This is a genomic window from Anaeromicrobium sp. (genome assembly GCF_025210435.1).
In the GTDB taxonomy this organism is placed as follows: domain Bacteria; phylum Bacillota; class Clostridia; order Peptostreptococcales; family Thermotaleaceae; genus Anaeromicrobium.
Genome location: NZ_JAOART010000095.1, coordinates 23,009 through 44,150 on the forward strand (window position 1 = coordinate 23,009; position 21,142 = coordinate 44,150).

Below are 21,142 nucleotides of genomic sequence, written 5' to 3' on the forward strand. Positions count from 1 at the left end.
GTAATGGCATTTTTTAAGTTTTTTTCAAAAGATATGGGAATAGATTTAGGGACAGCAAATACATTAGTATACGTAAGAGGAAAAGGGATAGTTGTAAGTGAACCTTCGGTAGTTGCTATAAAGGAAGATACAAAAGAGGTCCTTGCAGTTGGATTAGAAGCAAAAAAAATGATAGGTAGAACACCAGGTAACATAGTGGCAATTAGACCATTAAGAGATGGAGTAATTGCAGATTTTGATATTACTCAAAGTATGCTTAAATATTTTATAAGAAGAGCTCATCCTAAAAAATCACTAATCGCAGGACCTCGAGTTGTGGTCGGAGTACCTTCAGGGGTAACAGAAGTAGAAAGAAGGTCTGTTGAAGAAGCTGCTATTCAAGCAGGGGCAAAAGAGGCATATCTTATAGAAGAACCAATGGCTGCAGCTATTGGAGCAGGTCTTCCTGTGGAAGAACCAACAGGTAGTATGGTAGTAGATATTGGTGGAGGAACCACAGAAATAGCCATAATATCTTTAGGTGGAGTTGTAACTAGTAAATCAGTTAGGGTTGGTGGAGATGAATTAGACGAATCCATAGTTCAATATGTTAAAAAGGAAAAAAGCCTAATGATAGGAGAGAGAACTGCAGAGGAAGTAAAAATTACTATTGGTTCTGCATACCCTAAAACAAAGGAACAAAATATGCAGATAAGAGGAAGAGATTTAGTATCAGGACTTCCAAAGACTATAACTATAAGTGCTACTGAAATATTAGAAGCATTACATGAACCAATAAATTCTATAGTAGAGGCAATAAAATATACATTAGAAAAAACTCCACCAGAATTAGCAGCTGACATTATGGAACAAGGTATAGTGTTAACTGGAGGAGGAGCCCTATTAGATGGCTTAAACACATTAGTTGGCAAAGAAACGGGAATGCCAGTCCATATAGCAGAAGATCCATTAGATTGTGTGGCATTAGGAACGGGAAAAACTGTTGAAGAAATAGAAACACTAAAAAAAGTACTAATTACTTCTAAAACATTAAGGTAGAAGTTGGTGGTATAAAATGAATTCTTTGAAGAAATGGACAATGATGATAGTAACAATTGTTACTATCATTCTCATTATTACAATAGGAATATCTGCAGGGGGAAGAGCTAGAACATCCACAGCAGAAAATATCTTAAATAAGGTCATAAACCCTATACAAAAGACTTTTTACAAGGTTGGCAGTGCTACAGGGGATTTTATGGAATCCTTAGTGGCCTTTAGGAAAATAAAGAAAGAAAATGAACAACTAAGGGATGAAGTTAATAAATTAAATAAACAATTAATAGAAGAGACACTTACAAAAAACGAATTGAAAGAATTGAGAAAACTCCATAATGTACTTAACTACATTAAGCCCAAAAACGAATACGACTATATTAGTGCTAGCGTGATTTCTAAGGGTACAGGGAACTGGTTTAATACATTTACCATTGATGCAGGCAGAAATGAAGGAGTAGTAAAGGATAGTACCCTATTAAACTCAGAAGGACTTATAGGAAGAGTATTTGAAGTTGGAGATAGCTATTCAAAGGTGATTAGTATAATCAATAATAAAAGTTCTGTAAGTTATCAAGTCCTTAGAAATAACCAATATTTAGGGGTAGTAAGGGGAACTGTTTCTGAAAGTATGACTGAAGGATTTGAATATATGATTGGTGGAGTAGAACCAGATGTGGAAATATTAGTTGGAGATAAATTAATTACTTCTGGACTTAGTATGTATTCTAAAGGAATTTTAATAGGTGAAGTTAAGGAAGTTATTAAAAATGAAGATGAACTTTTAAAAACTGTTAAAGTTAAACCTGCTGTAAATTTTAAAAAAATAGATAAGGTTTTCATAATTTTATCCCAAAATACCATGGAGGAGTAATTGAAAATGGCTTTTTATGTTACTAGTTTAATAGTTGTAATAAATATTGTGCTACAGTCAACCTTACTCCAACATTTTAGGTTGTTTGGAATAATACCCAATACATCCCTTTTGATTGTAATTAGTTTTGCACTCATATGGGGAAATAAAAAGGGTGCATTAATAGGAGTATGTGTAGGCCTGTTGCAAGACATATTAGGAGGCGTATTTCTTGGAATGAATGGGCTTATATATTTGTTAATTGGATATAATGTGGGGATTTTTCAGCGAATTTTATTTAAAGATTCCTATCTGACCCCCGTTTTATTTGCAACAGTCTCTACTTTCTTGTATTATATGATTTACTATGTAATTGGAGTAATCATTGGAATTGATGTGAGTTTTGTTGGATTATTTAGAAACGTAATATTTATAGAAACTGTATACAATTCTTTATTATCCGTGTTAATTTATAGATTTATATATAACTTGACTAACAAACCTTTTATGGATGCTAAATTAAGGAGATAAGAATGATAGATAAGTTAAAAGATAGACATAATCAAATGATGTTATTTTTTACTATTTTCATAGTCATATTAATTGGTAGAATGTTTATACTTACAATCGTTCAGGGAGAAGAATATAAAAATAAGGCTGATCAGAAAAGAATAAAAAAGATCCCCATATCTGCTAAAAGAGGAGAAATATTAGACCGATATGGTAGATTATTAGCCACTAATAAAGCCAGTTTTACAGTGCAAATAATGAAAAATGAACTTATTGATGAACAAATAAATGACATATCAATTAAACTTTTGAATATACTGCAAAAGAATGATGAAAAATATAATGATAATTTGCCTATTATATATGAAAATGGAGAATTTTATTACACCTATGACAAAGAAATACATGAATGGTTAAATAAAAACAAATATCTATTTGAAGGAGGAGAAATTCCAAAAAAAATAGATGCAAAAGAAGTTTTTGAAGCTATAAAGCTTAACTTAGGTATAGATGGGGAGCTAGATCCATATGAATCTCAAAGGATAATGCAAAGTGATTATAATGTATATCCACCCATATCCGTTAGGAATATGAAATTTATACAAACTATGAAAAAAGAACAATTTTTACAAAAGTATACTTTAGAAGAAGATTTAAATGCAAAGGATGCTTTTAATAAATTAAAAGAAAAGTTTAAAATACCAAAGGAATACTCTATAGATGATACAAGAAAAATTTTAATAGTTAGAAATGAGCTAAAGGATCAAGGCTACAGACAATATCAGCCTGTAGAGATGGCAGTTAATGTAAAGCAAGAAACCATAGTTGAGATTGAAGAACATAGTATGGATTTGCCGGGAGTTAATATAGAAGTTGAACCTATAAGATATTATCCTAGTGATAATTTGGGAGCCCACATATTAGGTTATTTAAGTAAAATATCCGATGCAGATAGGGCAAAGTACAATAAAAAGACGGGATACAAGACGACAGATTTAATTGGTAAAAGTGGTATTGAGAGAAAATTTGAAAAGGAGCTAAAGGGTGTAGATGGAGCCAAATATGTAGAGGTAGATGTTTATGGAAGGCTTGTAGATACTCTAAGGGTTCAGAGTCCACAAAAGGGAAAAGATGTATATTTAACCATTGATAAGGATCTTCAGATGGTAGCGGAAAAATCTTTGAAAAAAGCATTAGAACAAATCCAAGTGGGAGGAACTTTTAAAAGTGAATTTGGAGATTACAAGTATAGAGATGCTTTTAGAAATGCCACATCAGGAGCAGTGGTTGCCCTCGATGCTAAAACGGGAGAAGTATTAGCCCTAGCTAATTATCCTTCCTATAATCCTAATTTGTTTACTACGGGAATTTTACAAAAGGACTGGAGTAAATTACAGGATCAAAACCCTAGAGATCCCCTATCTCCAGTGCCCTTATATAATATAGCCACAAGAACGGCTGTACAGCCTGGTTCTATTTTTAAGATGCTTACAGGGCTAGCTGCCATAGAAGATGGGTTAGATCCTTCCTATAAGCTTTATGATGGAGGATTCATAAAATTAGGAAATAAAAGTTATGGATGTTGGTTGTGGAATGACTATAAGAGAAGCCATGGTTGGGTAGACTTATATAAGGCCTTAGAAGTATCTTGTAACTATTATTTCTATGATATCTCAACCTCTTGGGACTATTATAAAAATAGACCTTTGCCTATAGGAGTAGATGTAAATGAAGTGTTGAGATATGCTGAATTATTTGGTTTAGGAGAAAAGACGGGAATTGAAATATCAGAATTAGCTTATGGAGTACCTAATCCTAGACAAAAGATGGAAACTACAAAGAATAGTTTAAGAAGAATGTTAAATAGAAGAAAGAAAGATTTCTTTTCTGATGAACTACTAGGTAATCAAGAACTTCTAAAAAGCCAAATAGAAACTATCGTAAATTGGATAGAGGAAAATCCATCTAGAGGTAAGTTACTTAGAATGGTTGGAGAACTAAATTTAATAGAAGGAAAAGAAGAAAAACTTGTAGATACTATAAAATATAGTTATTTTAATCAAGGAAAATGGACTAAAGGGGATACCTTTAACCTATCTATAGGACAAGGTCAACATGCTTATACTCCTATACAAATGGCTAGATATATGTCTGGATTAGTAAATGGGGGGTATAAAAACAATGTTACCTTAATAAGAAGATTAGGTGATGAAGAAACTGAAGAAAAGGAAAAGCAAGAAATAGATCTTAAAAATAAGAAAAATTTAGATGAAATAAAGAAGGGAATGTTACAGGCTACCCAAGGGGAGCAGGGAACTGGAAGAACAGTTTTTAAGCACTTTCCTATAAAAGTAGGAGCAAAGACAGGAACAGCTCAAAAATCAGGTAAAATACAACCTAAGGATGAGGTTGACTATATTAAGAAATATTTAAATAGAATTGCTCCATATATAAGTTTTGAAACTTTAAAAGAAAAAGTAAAAGAGTATAGAAATGAATATCCAAATGAAGGCCAAGCCATGAGAAGAGCTCTTATGGATTTATCTGGTGGTAGGGTTACTAGTGAGAGTATAGATAGGTTCAAAGAGGACTATGATAACTTTGCATGGTTTGTATCATATGCTCCAGCACAGAAGCCAGAAATAGTTGTAGTTGCCTTAGTGTTTCAAGGTGGACATGGAGGATATGCATCTCCAATAGCTAGGGATATATATGCGGAGTATTTTGGGTTAGATAGGGAAAATGACAAATTTCAATTTAAGAATGCATTTACCAAATAGGTAGGTGCATTTTTTACTAAGTCTTAATTTAATATAAAATATCTTTATAAATAGGAAAAAAGTCTTCAAATTAAGAAATTGTCTTAATAAAGAAGGAATTAAAAAACATGTGAAGAATAATTAAAATGGTAAACCTTTTAAGAAATTTTGGAGGTAGTCAATGAATGTATAAAAAAAATTATGTAGTATTTAAAGGAAGTAAGGATGGACTATTTATATATCTAAATAAAAATTTTGAATTTCATGTTTTAAAAAAAGAATTGATAGCTAAGTTAGACTCAGCTATGGTATTTTTTAAAGATGCAAAAGTAAAGGGGTTTAGAGGTAAAAAACTAACGTATGAGCAACAGGAAGAAATAAAGAAAATTATACATTCAAAGTGTGGAATGACTATGATTGAAAATAAAATAGAAAATGAAAAAAAATTTTTCAATGATACTAAATTTATTAGGAGTACTGTAAGATCTGGTCAAAGGCTAGAAGAAAAAGGAAATGTTGTTGTTATAGGAGATGTTAATCCAGGGGCTGAAATAATAGCCGGAGGAAACATTGTTATAATGGGTTCTTTAAGAGGTGTAGCTCATGCAGGTTCATTTGGGAATGGACAAGCCTTTGTGGTTGCATTTAATTTACAACCTACTCAACTTCGAATAGGTGATGTGATTGCTAGGGCTCCAGATTCTAAACAGGTAAAGACAAATATACCGGAGATTGCTACCATAAAGGACGGAAAACTTATAATTGAACCTTACTTACCAAAAAAGTAAATTAAGCTATGATGGAGGGAAGAACTATGGGTGAAGTGATTGTAATAACTTCTGGTAAAGGTGGAGTTGGTAAGACTACAACTACAGCCAATATAGGAACAGGTTTAGCATTGCAAGGAAAAAAAGTTGTTGTTATTGATGCTGATATAGGTCTTAGAAATTTAGACGTGGTTATGGGACTTGAAAACAGAATTGTGTATGATATTGTAGATGTGGTAGAGGGAGTATGTAGATTAAGACAAGCCCTTATAAAGGACAAAAGATATGATGGATTATATTTACTACCGGCAGCTCAAACTAAGGATAAAACTGCCGTTAATCCTGAGCAAATGAGAGATTTATGTAACCAGTTGAAGGAACAATATGATTACGTAATAGTAGATTGTCCTGCTGGGATTGAGCAAGGATTTAAAAATGCCGTAGCAGGGGCAGATAGGGCAATCGTAATAAGTACCCCTGAAATTTCTTCTGTTAGGGATGCAGATAGAATAATAGGTCTCCTTGAAGCTTCTGACATAAGAGATCCAGAACTTATAATAAATAGAATTAGAATAGATATGGTAAAAAGAGGAGATATGATGAATATTGAAGATATGATAGATATTCTTGCTATAAATTTACTAGGAGTAGTGCCTGATGATGAATCTATAGTAGTATCAACTAATAAGGGAGAACCGGCTGTGGTAGACAACAAATCTATGGCAGGAGAAGCCTATAGAAACATATCTAGGAGAATATTAGGAGAAGAAGTTCCTTTGATAGATTTACATGGAGAAGAGTCTTTCATGACAAAGGTTAAAAAAATATTTGGTTTAAGCTAAGGGGGAGATAGGATATGGATTTTTCACGTTTTTTTGGTAAAGATAACTCCTCAAGTAAAAGTGTGGCAAAAGAGAGATTAAAATTAGTTTTAGTTCACGATAGAACCAATTGTTCGCCTAATTTTTTAGAAATGGTTAGAGGAGATATAATTAATGTAATTTCAGATTATATTGAAATAGATGAAAAGGGTCTAGATATTAGAATTACTAAGACTAAAAGAAGTAGTGATGATGCAATGGTACCAGCTTTAGTTGCTAATATACCTATTAAGAAAGTGAAATCAAAATGATAAATAAAAGGCTAGCATCGGCTAGTCCTTTATTTTTATAAAAATATAATCCATGAATATATAATCTTTAATCTTGTTAGAATTAAATATTATATGGTATAATCCATATAGGTTTACTTAGAGAGGTGAATACATGCTAAACAAAAAATTGGTCAAGCATATAGATGTGGGACTAATAATAATAGTAATTTTATTATTTGTCATAAGTGTAGTTATGATAAGTAGTGCTACCCATGTGACTAAATATGGAATTACTAGAAAAGTTGAAATGCAAGTTATAGCCTTTTTTCTTGGAGTTATAGTAGTCATGACTATACTTATCATAGACTATAATACTTTTTCAAGTTTTGCAAGGCCAATCTATATAGGTAGTATAATACTTCTTTTGTGTGTATATGTACCTGGATTGGGAAAGGCGCAATATGGAGCCAGAAGTTGGATAAATTTGGGGCCAGTAGACATACAACCTTCTGAAATAGTAAAAATAGGATTTATCTTATCCTTTGCTAGTTTTTTAGAAAAAAGAGAAAATAAATTAGATACTCTAAAAGAGTTAATACCTGTTTTTTTATATGCGGCACCTCCCATATTGCTAGTATTAAAAGAGCCTGACTTAGGAAATGCATTAGTATTTGTAGTTATAATGATAGGAATGACTTTTGCGTCTGGATTAAACTATAAGTTTATAACCAGGGGTACATTACTAGGTGCTGTGTGTACGCCAATAGCATATAAGCTCATGGCTCCTCATCAAAAGGTTAGAATTGATGCTTTTTTAAATCCTTCTGATTTAAGCTTACCTGGAAATTATCAAGTAATGCAATCTAAAATAGCCATAGGGTCTGGACAATTAATAGGGAAAGGTCTCTATAATGGAACACAAAATAATAATAACTTTTTACCAGTTCAAGAATCAGATTTTATATTCGCTGTGATTGGTGAAGAATTTGGATTAATAGGTGGTATAATAGTAATAGCCTTATATTTCATGTTTTTGTATAAAATGATAAAAATAACTAAGGATGCCAAGGATAAATATGGTTCCTTAGTGGTAGTTGGAATCACATCAATGTTTGCATTTCAAATATTTGAAAATATAGGGATGACTATGGGGGTTATGCCCGTTACTGGAGTTACCTTACCATTTATAAGTTATGGTGGAAGTTCTATATTAACGAATATGGTTGCCATAGGCATTGTTCTTAATGTGGGCATGCGAAGGCAAAAAATAAATTTCTGATAAGGGGAAATAAATATGAAAATAGCATTAATAGCGCATGATGAGTTAAAGGATACTATGGTAAATTTTTGTATAGCCTATGAAGGCATACTAAAAGACCACGTTTTATTTTCTACTGGAACAACAGGTAAAAGAATAGAAGCAGCTACAGAGTTAAGTATTAATAAGGTAAAATCAGGGCCCCTTGGTGGAGACCAACAAATAGGATCTTTAATTGCACAAGATGATTTAGATTTAGTAATATTTTTGAGAGACCCACTAACTGCACAACCCCATGAGCCGGATATACAAGCATTAATAAGGTTGTGTGATGTTTACAAAATTCCAGTAGCTACAAATATTGCTACGGGAGAACTTCTTGTAAAAGCACTAGAAAGAGGGGCCTTTAATTGGAGATTATATAAGTAAAGAATATTTTTTGAATATGCCCTAATAGGATGATTGTGAATTCACAATCATCCTATTTTATTTGGAATAAAAATATGTTAGTGAAAATATATTTAGAATATAAAAAAATAATAAAGGAGGAGAAAAATGAGTTATCCATACAAGAGAGTAAGAGTAAGAAAGCCTACAGATAGAAAAATTAATACTAGCTATAGGGGAAAGCTTATAAAACAGATACTGTGGGCCATTGTCATTGTAGTTATGGTTATAATAATAAAGGCCATGAATATGTCAGTTACAAATGATGGATTAGGTCTATTAAAAGAGAATATAAATAGGGATATGGATGTGAAAAAGACTGCATATCATATAAAAAAGGCCTTTGATGAAGTACCTGATTTTCACAACAAGACTATGGCGGTTTTTGGAAATATATCTAATAATAGATTGAGTAAAAAATATGTTCCGCCTATGGAAGGAGAAATCGTATCCTCCTATGGAGATAGTATAGATCCTATTTTAAATACTAAAAGTTTCCAACGAGGAATAGATATGATTAGTTTCAAAGATACATATATTAGAGGAATTGATGACGGAATTATAGCAGAAGTTGGTGAAAGTGAAAATCTTGGCAAGTATATTAAAATAAGTCATGGCAAAGACGTTTTTGCCATATATAGTAATTGTACAGAAGTGAAAATTAAAAAGGGAGATGAAATTCGAAAGGGTGATAGGATCGGTATATTTAGAAAAAATATTAATAAGGAACACTTTCACTTTGAATTATGGGTAAATGGAAATGTGGTAGATCCTACAGAATACATCAAATTTAAGAATATTATATAGAGAGGAAAATAATACGTATGAAGTTTTTTGGTGTTAAAATAAATATGGCCTTTATTTTAATGCTATTAATTTTTTTTGTTTTTGGGTATTTTGAAGAAATTATATTGTCTTTTATAGCCGTTTTTGTACATGAATTATTCCATACTATGACAGCTTTATTATTAGGATATAGTATAGAAAGTATAGAAATTTTTCCCTTCGGAGGAGTTACAAAATTAAAGGAAACTCTAGCATTAGAACCAAGGGATGAAATACTAGTGGCCATATCAGGTCCTTTAATTAATTTAATAATAGTTTTTATTGGTGTAAATTATAAAATTATTATAAATGAATTCTTTATATATTCTAATTTAGGAATAGGAATTTTTAACCTAATACCCATATTACCCTTAGATGGAGGTCGAGTTATAAGGGCTTATTTATCCTTAAATTATGGAATTAAAAAGGGAACCAAGATAATAAGTATAATATCTAAATGCATAATAATAATAATGGCTACATTTGGTTTATCTATGATAAAGGAAGACTATTCTAATATATTTGTTCTTTTGTTATCTATATTTTTATATATGGCAGTTAATAAGGAGATTAACATGTCAAGATATATGTTTATAAAGGAGTTTGCCCATAAAAAAAGATCCATTAGAAATAAGAAAATATTAACAGTAAAGAATATTATCGCAAAGAAAGATGTGAGTCTCAAAGAGATTATAGATTCATTTTTGGTAGGTAAGTATCATATGATTATGGTGGTGGATGAAGAGTATAATGTGGTAGGAAATTTAACAGAAAATGAAATTTTAGACGGAGCTATAAAATACGGAATAAATGTTTCCCTAGAAAAGTTGTTAAGGTATGGGTAAAATGATAGAATAGTAAATGCATAATATTACACGGGAATAAAAGAAATACTAAGGATATGTAAATAACAACGGGAGGACAAAAGATGAAAAGTATAGATTTGAAAGATATCTTATATAAAGTAGAAAAACCCGCAAGATATATAGGGAATGAAGTGAATTCTGCTAAAAAAAATTTAGAAGAAGTAAATGTTAGATTTGGTTTCGCATTTCCTGATGTATATGAAGTAGGTATGTCTCACTTAGGTATGCATATTTTATATCATATTTTGAATTCAGAAAAGGATGTATATTGTGAGAGAATATTTGCCCCTTGGGTTGATATGGAAGAGGAAATGAGAAAGAATAATATACCCTTATTTACCCTAGAAACTCATAGTCCAGTTAAAGAACTTGATTTTTTAAGTTTTACTCTTCAATATGAATTAAGTTATACAAATATATTAAATATGATAGAACTTGGCAATATACCAATAAGAAGTAAAGATAGAACAAAAGAAGATCCATTTGTAGTGGCAGGAGGCCCTTGTGCATACAATCCAGAACCACTAGCTGAAGTAATAGACTTTTTTATGCTAGGAGAAGGAGAAGAACAAATTGTTCAAGTTATGGACTTGTACAAGGTGTGGAAAAAAGAAGGAAAATGTCGTAGTGAGTTTTTAGAAATGGTATGTGAAATAAAGGGTGTATATGTACCATCTCTATATGATGTGAAATATAATGAGGACAACACTATAAAGACTTTTGCACCTAAGAAGGATTCATATCCTAAAAGGATTACTAAGGCCATTGTGGATGATCTAGATACTGTAAATTATCCTAATACTGTTATGGTTCCTAATATAGATATAGTACATAATCGTGCCATGGTTGAAATATTTAGAGGTTGCATAAGAGGATGTAGATTTTGTCAGGCTGGAATCATATATAGGCCTGTAAGGGAACGTTCCTTAGAGAAAGTAGAAAAGATTGCAAGTGATCTGCTAAAATCATCTGGTTTTGAGGAATTATCCTTAGCATCTTTAAGTACTAGTGATTATTCTAAAATAGAGGACTTAGTAAACATACTTGTGGGTAAGTATTCTGGTGAGAGGATTGGATTATCATTACCATCCCTTAGATTAGATGAGTTTCCTATTGAAATAATTGAAGAAATTCAAAAGGTCAGAAAAACAGGTCTAACATTTGCACCAGAGGCAGGAACACAAAGGCTTAGGGATGTTATTAATAAGGGCATAACAGAAGAGGACCTAACTAAAACTGTAAGGGAAGCCTTCCAATTAGGTTGGACTACTGTAAAACTTTATTTTATGATAGGTCTTCCTACTGAGACATATGAAGATTTAGATGGAATAGTTGATTTAGCAAATAAGGTTGTTGACATATATTATTCCATACCAAAGGAAAAAAGGGGAAAGGGCCTAAAAGTAACTGTGAGTACATCTTGTTTTGTTCCAAAGCCCTTTACTCCATTTCAGTGGTATGATCAAGATTATAGGGATGAGTTTATTGAAAAGCAAAATTACTTAAAATCTAAATTAAAGCATAGAAATATTAAATACAATTATCATGAGTCTAAGACTAGTTTCCTAGAGGCTGTAGTAGCTAGAGGAGATAGGAGAGTCTGTGAAACCATAATAAAAGCTTGGGAATTAGGATGTAAATTTGATGGATGGGGAGAAATGTTTGAATATGATAAGTGGTTAGAAGCTTTAGAGGCAACTAATGTGGATCCTCATTTTTATGCTAATAGGAAAAGAGAATACACAGAAGTGCTACCGTGGGACTTTGTAAATGTGGGAGTTACAAAGGATTTTCTACAAAGGGAGAATGAAAGGGCAATAAGTGAAAAGATAACTCCAAATTGTAGAATGTCTTGTGCTGCATGTGGTATAACAGATGATTTTATAGGTGGTGACTGCAAATGTGTAAAGTAAGAATAAGATTTAAGAAAAATGGATATATGATATTTACTTCTCATTTGGATTTGATGAGAATAATAGAAAGAACTTTAAGACGTGCAAGGGTGCCTATTTCCTTTTCTCAAGGATTTAATCCCCATGCAAAAATGTCTTTTGCAACAGCATTAGCATTAGGTGTTTCTAGTGATGGTGAATATATGGATATGGAACTTGATGAAAAGGTAGATTTAGATAATTTAGTTAAGCGAATAAACAAAGAACTACCAGAGGGAATTGAAGTGATTCAGTGTAAGTTCATTCATAAGAAAGCTAAATCCTTAATGTCTATAATAAAATATTCATCATATGTGATTAATTTAAAGTTAGATAAGGAAATATCAGAAGAAGAATTAAGGCAAAATATAGAAGAATTTTTAAAAGAAGATGAAATAATAATAGAAAAGTATAGTAAAAAGAAAAATAAAACTAGAAAAGTTGACATTAAACCTATGATAAAATCTATCCAAGTAATAAATATGGATAGGGAAAATCTATTGTTAAAGGCTCTATTAGCAGCTGGCAGTGAACAAAATATAAAACCAGAAATAGTTATGGATAAAATGTTTGAAAAAATGGATTTCTTCAATAAAGAATATGTTAGAGTACATAGGTTAGAGTTATATGCTGCAAATAAAAGAGACGAAATGGTGACACCTCTAGATGATAGTATTGCATAATTTCTTAGGGGGACAAATAAATGAATGAAATTATTATAGATTGTGGTTTAAATCAGACAAGAGTGGCCATAATGGAAAATAAAGAACTTGTGGAAATGTATATTGACAGGGACGACAAAAGACGAATAGTAGGAAACATATATAAGGGTAGAATAACTAATGTATTACCAGGGATGCAAGCTGCCTTTGTGGATATAGGATTAGAAAAAAATGCATTTTTATATGTGAAAGATATTGTAGGACAAAATCCAAAAGTGAATGTATCCATAAAAAAACTAGTTAAAAATGGACAAGAAATTGTGGTACAGGTTATAAAAGAGCCTATGGGAACTAAGGGAGCTAGAGTTACGGGAGATGTTAGTCTTCCAGGTCGATACTGTGTGTTGATGCCCTATAATAATTATGTGGGAATCTCTAGAAGAATAAAGAGTGAGGAAGAAAGAGATAGACTTAGAAGTCTCATTGATGAAGTAAGACCCCCTAATATGGGTGTGATTTTAAGAACTGCTGGAAAAGACAAATCATCAAAGGAAATAAAGGATGATTTAAATTATCTTTTAAAGCTTTGGAATAAGGTGGAAAAAGAAAATCTTTTAGGTTTTGCACCTAAAGTAACATATAAGGAACTAGACAGTATCCATAAAATAATAAGAGATAGATTTACACAAAAAATTAGTAGACTTGTATTAAACAAGGAACAAAAATATGAAGAAGCTAAAGAATTTGTAAAATTAATAGATCTTAATATGAAGGATAAAATAGAACTATACAAGGAAGAAATAGATATATTTGATTTTTATGGTATTGAAAAAATGATAAATAACGCCGTTAACAAAAAGATATGGTTAAAAAGTGGAGGTTATTTAATAATAGATCAAACGGAAGCTTTAACTGTAATTGACGTGAATACGGGGAAATATGTAGGAACAATAGATTTAGAAGATACCATAATTAAAACCAATAAGGAAGCTGCAAAGGAAATAGCAAAACAACTTAGACTAAGAGACGTGGGAGGTATCATCATAATTGATTTTATTGATATGGCCACTGAAAAATCTCAAAGGGAAATAATTAATATACTTGAGGATGAACTTAGAAAAGACAAAACTAAGACAAATGTACTTGGTATGACAAATCTAGGCCTTTTGGAAATGACAAGGAAGAAGGTTAGGGGAAGAATATCTTCTGTATTACAAAAAAAATGTCATTGGTGCAATGGAACGGGAAGAACCATATCTGATTATTCCATATTACAAAAGATTGAGGATAAAATAAGACGTTTATCCATTCATACAAATGCACAAGCTGTTTTGATTGAAGTATCTATGAATGTATATGAACACTTATATGAGCATCATAGGGAGAAGTATGAAAAAATTGAAAATGAATATGGTATTAAAATATTTTTTTCAAAAGCTCTTATTAGAGATGAAGAATTTAATGTAAAAACTATGGGAAAAATAGAAGAAGTAGAAAAAATAATAAAAAGCTAAAAAGTACCTTGTAATACATAATAAAGTATGCTATACTAAATAACGGTAATACGGGCGGTCCTCTGCTAACCATATGGTTAACAAGAACGTCTAGGATGAGAGGAGGGACAACCATGGATATGATCAGATTAATTGAACAAGAAAACCTTAAAAAGGAAATTCCTGCATTTAACGTTGGTGATACTGTAAAGGTACACTTAAAGATTAAAGAGGGAAATAGAGAAAGAGTCCAGGTGTTCGAAGGATATGTAATCAAGAGACAAAATGGCGGAATCAGAGAAACTTTTACAGTAAGAAGAATTTCTTACGGAGTAGGAGTTGAAAGAACTTTACCAGTTCATTCTCCAAAGATTGAAAAGATCGAAGTAGTGAGAAAAGGTAGAGTAAGAAGAGCCAAGTTATTCTATCTTCGTGATAGAGTTGGTAAAGCTGCTAAAATCAGAGAAAAGAAGTAATCTAAAGGGACTGTATACAGTCCCTTTGTTGCTATATAAAATAATTTTATAAATGAGTGGTGAAAAACTATGGAACATATAAACTGGTATCCAGGTCACATGAAAAAAACTAAGGAATTAATACAAAAAAACCTTAAATTAGTAGACGTAGTAATAGAATTAGTAGACGCAAGAAATCCCCTTAGTAGTAGAAATCCTCAAATAAATGAAATTGTACAAAACAAGCCCAAAGTTATTGTACTTAACAAAAGTGATCTTGCCAATCCGGCCATATCAAAGGAATGGGTAGAGTATTTTAAGAAAGAAGGCTACAAGGTAGTTGAGGTGGACACCATAAGTGGGAAAGGATTAGATAAGGTTACAAAGATGTCTAATGAGGCTGTAGAAGACAAGATGAAGGCCCGTGAAGAAAAGGGAATGAATAGACGTGCCATAAGGGCAATGATAGTAGGAATTCCTAATGTTGGTAAATCTTCCATAATAAATAGATTAACGGGTAAAAAAAGTGCTAAGACAGGAGACAGACCAGGGGTTACTAAAGGTAAGCAATGGGTTAGGTTAAAAGGTAATATAGAATTATTAGATACGCCAGGAGTTTTATGGCCTAAATTTGAAGACTTAAACGTGGGTTTAAAATTAGCATTTACAGGATCTATAAAGGATGAAGTGTTAGATGTGGAAACAGTAGCTTTAAGACTGATAGAATATTTATGCAGATACTATCCTGACAATATTAAGGAAAGATATAAGTTGGATACTATTGAAGAAGAGCCATTAGATAATATGGAGAATATAGCTAAAAAGAGAGGCTGTATTTTAGGTAAAGGAAGAATAGATTACACTAGGGTGGCTAATATTATATTAGATGAGTTTAGAGCCAGCACAATAGGAAGAATATCTTTAGAAAGACCTAATGAAGAAATACATATTACAATGAATGATACAGAGGAATAATGGAGGGCACCATTTTATGTGGTGCCTTTTTTAGTATGTAAATAGAAGAACATGGGGAGGGTTTTAAATGGATTTTAAATCTATGAAGATAAAAGAGATAAATGATTTTTTTAAAGGGTTACATGTAGAGGAAAAGATAAAATACGTAGATTCTTTAAAGTTAGACGAAAGAAGTGGAGTAAAGAAAGTACTAGAAAAAATAGAAAAGGAACATAAGAAATATTTAATGGAAATTAAGAGGGTAAAGGATCTTTGGAAAATAGAAAATTTATTAAACGTGGATATTATAGGAGGAATAGATGAAGCTGGACGAGGACCACTAGCAGGACCTGTTGTGGCAGCTTGTGTAGTGCTACCAAAAAATATTTTCATAGAAGGAATTAATGATTCTAAAAAAATATCTCCAAAGAAAAGGGATGAACTATTTGAAATAATAAGTAAAAATGCACTAGACATAGGCATAGGCATAGTAGACAATGAAGTGATAGATAATGTGAATATTTTTAATGCTACGAAAATTGCCATGTTAAGGGCTATTAATAGTTTGAAAAAAAGTCCCGATTATTTGTTAATAGATGCAGTAACTTTAGACGATATAAATATAAGACAAGAAGCTGTAATTAAAGGTGATAGTAAAAGTGCTTCCATAGCAGCAGCATCCATAGTGGCTAAAGTTACTAGGGATAGAATCATAGATAGATATGATAAAGAATATCCTGAGTATGGATTTAAAAATCATAAGGGATATGGGACCAAAGAACATTATGAGGCTATAAAAAAGCATGGAATTACCCCAATTCATAGAAGGAGTTTCTTGAAAAATATTTTGGAGGCTAATTAATGAAAATAGGCATAAACTTTCATAAAATTCTAGATAAAGGTAATAATAAAAGGGAAGTCACATCTCAAAATGGCAAAGTAAAAATAGCGCAGCTTAAGAGTGCCTTAATTGAGGAGTTACTAAAAAATGAAAGTGAAGAGGTACCAAAGGAAACTAAAGAAAAACTTGTGAAGTATCTAAAGGATATGAATGTGGATGATTCTAAAGAGAACATGGATACGTTAAAAAAAATCATAAAGAATGAAATCCCCCTTAATAAGGAACTTTTTAAGAGGGTGAATAATATAAGGGCTAAATATAACTTAATAAAGGATATAAGAAGTAATGAAGGAACAGAGGTTCCTAAAGAATTATATGAAGAAGAAATAGATAAAATTCCTTTAAGAAAAATAAAGGAACTCTTAAGTGAATCATCAGGAAAAGATAAGACTTTAGAAAAAAATAATATGAATGAGAAGGCAGAAGAGAATATTCTTAAAGAAGGAACAATAAAAGAATCTACTCATAAAGACGAACTGGAGAAAAGAAGTGTTTCTCTAGAAGGAAAGGAAATTCCTAAAAATGATTTAAATAAAAAAAATAATGAGATTAAGCCTTTAGAAAAAAAGACAGAGAATACTAATGAAAAAACAAATAATAAAGATGGTATTAAGAAAGAAACACTTAATAAAAAACTTATAGAAAATCTATCTCTAGATAAGACTACAGATAAAATATTGTTTTTGATTAAGAATAATATGAAGGTAAATCTAGAGAATCTAGATAAAACAAAATACATTTTTAAGGAAGAAAACATTTCTGATGACATAAAGGAATTAATAGATAGTATAGATGACCCAAAGATAAAAAATATTATAAAAAAGTTTATTCTAAATAGGTCTAATGTGGATGAAGGACAACAAATAAAGGATAATGCGAAAAAGATGTACTCTTTCCTTGAAAATATAAAGGATGAATTAAGTGAAGAAAAAAATCCAGTCCAAAGGCAACAAATAGATAAACTTCTAGATACTATGAAGTTTTTAGACAAGGTAAATAAGGAAATGTACTATATGCAAGTGCCCATGCTAATAGATGATCATATAAAAAACTTAGAAATGTATATGGAAAAGAAAAATGGGAAGAAAAAATCCATGGAAAGTAGGGGAATCTCATTTACCTTAGAAACTAAAAATTTAGGAGATATAACTTGTCAAATAAATGCATATGACGAAGATATGAATTTAAAATTTCATGTGAATAATGATAAAGTTATGAATAAAATAAAGGACAAAGAGGACAAATTAAAAGCCTATTTAGAAGATATGGATTTTGAAAATATTTTAATAAAATATTTAGTGGGAAAGAAAAAGGATGAGTTAGTTTACTTAGAAAGTAAGGAAATAAACTTTGTGGATATTAAGGTGTGATGTGAATGGATAAGAAGGTAGCTGTAGCCATAAAATATGATCATGAAAAGGATAATGCTCCTAAGGTAATAGGAAAGGGCCAAGGTCATTTAGCTGAGAAGATAGAAGCATTAGCTAAGGAACTTAGCATACCAATACATGAAAATGAAGCCCTAGCTTATAAACTAAATGACTTGGATTTAGGAGAAGAAATTCCTGTGGAACTATATAACGTGGTTGCTCAAATATTGTCCTTTATAATTGAAATTGATATGAATGAGGGAAAATGATGAACAATGTACAAATTGGAAAAATGGGAGAGAAGATAGCTATAAATTATCTAAAGGATAAAAAATACAAAATATTAGATACTAACTATCGTTGTAAATGTGGTGAGATAGATATAATAGCCATGGATAAAAATAGATATGTTTTTGTGGAAGTAAAAACTAGAAAAAATAAATCCTATGGTACTCCAGCACAGGCTGTAAACTACAAAAAATTACAACGGATATATAAAGTATCTAAACACTATATACAAAATAAAAAAATAAAAACACCTCCCATGAGATTTGATATTATAGAAATTTATTATGAGGAAGATATAAGAGTAAATCACATAAAAAGTATTTCTTAATTAAGGGGTAAGTATATGTTATCTAGAATAAATTCATGCACACTACTAGGTTTAAATGGACAATTAACAAAGGTAGAGATAGATCTATATAATGGGATTCCAGGTATTACAGTGGTAGGCCTAGCAGATATGTCTGTTAAGGAATCAAAAGACAGAATAAGGTCTGCGATTAAAAACTCAGGAATAGAATTTCCAGATGATAGAATAACTGTGAATTTAGCTCCTGCAAGTATTAAAAAGGCAGGATCTCATTATGATATGCCCATAGCAGTAGGCATATTACAGGCCATGGGAGCCATAAATCAAATTCCCCTAGACAATATGGCTTTTATAGGTGAATTATCCTTAAATGGCAATCTAAACCCCATAAGGGGTGCATTACCCTTAGCCTTAGAGCTTAGAAAAAATAATATAAAAGAAATAATAGTTCCAAAGGGTAATTTAATGGAGTTGGCCATGGTAAAGGATATGAAGGTATATGCCTTTAATACTTTACATGAAGTTATAAGATTTTTGAACGGGGAACTGGACTATAAGGATGAAAGACCTCTAATAGATTTGGATAAGCCAAGAATATACGATGTGGACTTTAATGAGGTTTGCGGACAAGAATATGTGAAAAGGGCCATGGAGATAGGAGCTGCTGGTGGACATAATATTATGATGATAGGACCCCCTGGAGCTGGAAAATCCATGATGGCTAAAAGATTCTCAACTATTTTACCAAGACCAACCTATGAAGAATGCTTAGAAATTACTAAAATATACAGTGTGGCAGGCCTTTTGTCAGATGAATCTCCCATAATGATGGAACGCCCCTTTAGGGCACCTCATCATACCATATCCAATGTGGGACTTGTTGGAGGAGGAAGTAATTTAAGGCCAGGAGAAGTATCTCTAGCCCATTATGGAGTACTATTTTTAGATGAATTCCCAGAATTTAAGAAAAGTGCCATAGATGTATTAAGGCAACCTATAGAGGATGAGATAATAACCATATCTAGAGCTAGTGGCACTGTGACCTATCCGGCTTCTGTAAATTTAATATTGGCTCTAAATCCCTGTAAATGTGGGTATTTTGGAGTGGATAATGGAAAGTGTAGTTGTACACCTAATGAGGTTAGAAAATATTTATCTAAAGTATCAGGACCCATATTAGATCGGGTGGATATGCATATACAAATATATCCTGTTGAATATGATGAATTAAATGACTATTCAAAGAATAAAAGCTCTAGTGATATGAGAGTAAATATAGAAAAGGCTAGACAGATACAACTAAAGAGGTATAAAAATCATAATATCCTATATAATTCTCAGTTGAGTACAAAGCTTATGGATAAGTATTGCAATATGGAAGATGATGCAAAATATTTGCTTAAAAATGCCTTTGATAAATTAGGATTTAGTGCAAGGGCATATACTAAGTTGGTTAAATTAGGCAGAACTATAGCTGATTTAGATGATGAAGAGATTATATTATCAAGTCATGTTGCTGAAGCTATACAATATAGAAAATTAGATAAGAATTACTGGAATATGAATTAGCTCCTTTGTCTTAATGATAAGGGAGTTTTTTATGTGGAATTGAAGAAAATCTAAAAAAATTAAAAAATTAATATTTATGAAGAATATGTAACACCTTATTAAAAGATAATAGTAGTAGATGACATGAAAAGGAGGGTTTAATATATGATAGTTATATATAATGATTTTGGCGGTACTCATTCCTCTGCAACGGCTGCCCATATCCATGTGAACAAATTACCAATAGATAGAATTCCCAATAGGGAAGAGTTGTTATCCCTTCCTACGTTTGACAAGGTGAATAAGAGTCAACATGGTAATTTGATTTACATAGGGGAGGATGAATTAGGATGTAAAGTATATACGGTAGCTTGCGAATTTAAACCTAAATTAGTAATTAAAGCAGTAGAAGATATGTATAAAATTACACATGGATCACTAGATGGATTATACACCATTAATACCAAGCATACAGTTAATATATGGATGAAAATCGGTGGTTTTTTTTCTAGATATCTAGGGTTAGTATCATTTGGACGTCCTATAGTGACTCATGGAACATTAAAAGCCTATGATAATATCTCTAGTCTTGTATCAAATGTTAAAAAGCAAATATCAAGTTAGGTTTTTATTAAAATTTAATTTTTCATGGAAAGAAGAGTTAATCATATAACTTTTCTTTTTGTATAAGTGAAAACCACCTGCTGTGCGGGTGGTTCAAAAAAGCTTCCAGCGGTGAGCAGAAAATAAAAGACTCCTTTGTTAGAATAGTATTTAGGTTTGCCGACCAAATACAAAACAAAGGAGAGTGGATAGGTTA

General features: G+C 31.5%; 22 protein-coding genes. All 22 read left to right on the plus strand.

Annotated elements, in window-relative coordinates:
* Positions 1-3 precede the first annotated feature (3 nt).
* Positions 4-1,038 carry a rod shape-determining protein gene (locus tag N4A57_RS11835; protein ID WP_293658201.1) on the plus strand — a complete coding sequence of 345 codons (1,035 nt, stop codon included), beginning with the start codon at positions 4-6 and terminating at the stop codon, positions 1,036-1,038.
* Between the two features lie 16 nt (positions 1,039-1,054).
* Positions 1,055-1,909, plus strand: a complete 855-nt coding sequence (gene mreC, locus N4A57_RS11840; protein ID WP_293658202.1) for a rod shape-determining protein MreC — start codon at positions 1,055-1,057, stop codon at positions 1,907-1,909.
* Positions 1,910-1,915: 6 nt separating this feature from the next.
* The gene (gene mreD / locus N4A57_RS11845) at positions 1,916-2,419 is read left to right on the plus strand and encodes a rod shape-determining protein MreD (protein ID WP_293658203.1); all 504 of its coding nucleotides are present in this window, start codon (positions 1,916-1,918) and stop codon (positions 2,417-2,419) included.
* Positions 2,420-2,421: 2 nt separating this feature from the next.
* Positions 2,422-5,178: a penicillin-binding transpeptidase domain-containing protein gene (locus N4A57_RS11850; RefSeq protein WP_293658204.1), complete on the plus strand. Its 2,757-nt coding sequence runs from the start codon at positions 2,422-2,424 to the stop codon at positions 5,176-5,178.
* 164 nt (positions 5,179-5,342) lie between these two features.
* Positions 5,343-5,945, plus strand: a complete 603-nt coding sequence (gene minC / locus N4A57_RS11855) for a septum site-determining protein MinC (protein ID WP_293658205.1) — start codon at positions 5,343-5,345, stop codon at positions 5,943-5,945.
* A 26-nt stretch (positions 5,946-5,971) separates the two neighbouring features.
* Positions 5,972-6,766 (plus strand): septum site-determining protein MinD, encoded by a 795-nt coding sequence (gene minD / locus N4A57_RS11860; protein ID WP_293658206.1) that lies wholly within the window; start codon positions 5,972-5,974, stop codon positions 6,764-6,766.
* A 14-nt stretch (positions 6,767-6,780) separates the two neighbouring features.
* Positions 6,781-7,056 (plus strand): cell division topological specificity factor MinE, encoded by a 276-nt coding sequence (gene minE / locus N4A57_RS11865; RefSeq protein WP_095130719.1) that lies wholly within the window; start codon positions 6,781-6,783, stop codon positions 7,054-7,056.
* A gap of 133 nt (positions 7,057-7,189) precedes the next feature.
* A complete protein-coding gene (gene rodA / locus N4A57_RS11870) occupies positions 7,190-8,296 on the plus strand; it encodes a rod shape-determining protein RodA (protein WP_293658207.1) in 1,107 nt (368 codons plus the stop codon).
* Between the two features lie 15 nt (positions 8,297-8,311).
* Positions 8,312-8,704, plus strand: a complete 393-nt coding sequence (gene mgsA, locus N4A57_RS11875) for a methylglyoxal synthase (RefSeq protein ID WP_293658208.1) — start codon at positions 8,312-8,314, stop codon at positions 8,702-8,704.
* 126 nt (positions 8,705-8,830) lie between these two features.
* Positions 8,831-9,529, plus strand: a complete 699-nt coding sequence (locus N4A57_RS11880; RefSeq protein ID WP_293658209.1) for a M23 family metallopeptidase — start codon at positions 8,831-8,833, stop codon at positions 9,527-9,529.
* A gap of 17 nt (positions 9,530-9,546) precedes the next feature.
* The gene (locus N4A57_RS11885) at positions 9,547-10,392 is read left to right on the plus strand and encodes a M50 family metallopeptidase (RefSeq protein WP_293658210.1); all 846 of its coding nucleotides are present in this window, start codon (positions 9,547-9,549) and stop codon (positions 10,390-10,392) included.
* 83 nt (positions 10,393-10,475) lie between these two features.
* The gene (locus N4A57_RS11890; protein ID WP_293658211.1) at positions 10,476-12,326 is read left to right on the plus strand and encodes a TIGR03960 family B12-binding radical SAM protein; all 1,851 of its coding nucleotides are present in this window, start codon (positions 10,476-10,478) and stop codon (positions 12,324-12,326) included.
* Entirely contained in the window at positions 12,314-13,027 is a 714-nt protein-coding gene (locus tag N4A57_RS11895) for a TIGR03936 family radical SAM-associated protein (protein ID WP_293658212.1), read from the plus strand. The genes N4A57_RS11890 and N4A57_RS11895 overlap by 13 nt, the downstream gene beginning before the upstream one ends.
* Positions 13,028-13,047: 20 nt before the next feature.
* Entirely contained in the window at positions 13,048-14,520 is a 1,473-nt protein-coding gene (locus N4A57_RS11900; RefSeq protein WP_293658213.1) for an Rne/Rng family ribonuclease, read from the plus strand.
* A gap of 113 nt (positions 14,521-14,633) precedes the next feature.
* Positions 14,634-14,975, plus strand: a complete 342-nt coding sequence (gene rplS, locus N4A57_RS11905) for a 50S ribosomal protein L19 (protein ID WP_293658214.1) — start codon at positions 14,634-14,636, stop codon at positions 14,973-14,975.
* A gap of 69 nt (positions 14,976-15,044) precedes the next feature.
* The gene (gene ylqF / locus N4A57_RS11910; RefSeq protein ID WP_293658215.1) at positions 15,045-15,929 is read left to right on the plus strand and encodes a ribosome biogenesis GTPase YlqF; all 885 of its coding nucleotides are present in this window, start codon (positions 15,045-15,047) and stop codon (positions 15,927-15,929) included.
* Positions 15,930-15,996: 67 nt separating this feature from the next.
* A complete protein-coding gene (locus N4A57_RS11915; protein ID WP_293658216.1) occupies positions 15,997-16,770 on the plus strand; it encodes a ribonuclease HII in 774 nt (257 codons plus the stop codon).
* Positions 16,770-18,179 carry a hypothetical protein gene (locus N4A57_RS11920; RefSeq protein WP_293658217.1) on the plus strand — a complete coding sequence of 470 codons (1,410 nt, stop codon included), beginning with the start codon at positions 16,770-16,772 and terminating at the stop codon, positions 18,177-18,179. Before N4A57_RS11915 ends, N4A57_RS11920 begins: the two co-directional genes overlap by 1 nt.
* 5 nt (positions 18,180-18,184) lie before the next feature.
* Positions 18,185-18,448, plus strand: a complete 264-nt coding sequence (locus tag N4A57_RS11925; RefSeq protein WP_293658218.1) for an EscU/YscU/HrcU family type III secretion system export apparatus switch protein — start codon at positions 18,185-18,187, stop codon at positions 18,446-18,448.
* Positions 18,448-18,795 (plus strand): YraN family protein, encoded by a 348-nt coding sequence (locus tag N4A57_RS11930; protein WP_293658219.1) that lies wholly within the window; start codon positions 18,448-18,450, stop codon positions 18,793-18,795. Before N4A57_RS11925 ends, N4A57_RS11930 begins: the two co-directional genes overlap by 1 nt.
* Before the next feature lie 15 nt (positions 18,796-18,810).
* The gene (locus N4A57_RS11935; RefSeq protein WP_293658220.1) at positions 18,811-20,343 is read left to right on the plus strand and encodes a YifB family Mg chelatase-like AAA ATPase; all 1,533 of its coding nucleotides are present in this window, start codon (positions 18,811-18,813) and stop codon (positions 20,341-20,343) included.
* Between the two features lie 144 nt (positions 20,344-20,487).
* Complete coding sequence (locus N4A57_RS11940) at positions 20,488-20,946, plus strand: DUF3189 family protein (protein WP_293658221.1); 459 nt, start codon at positions 20,488-20,490, stop codon at positions 20,944-20,946.
* The last annotated feature ends 196 nt before the right edge of the window (positions 20,947-21,142 follow it).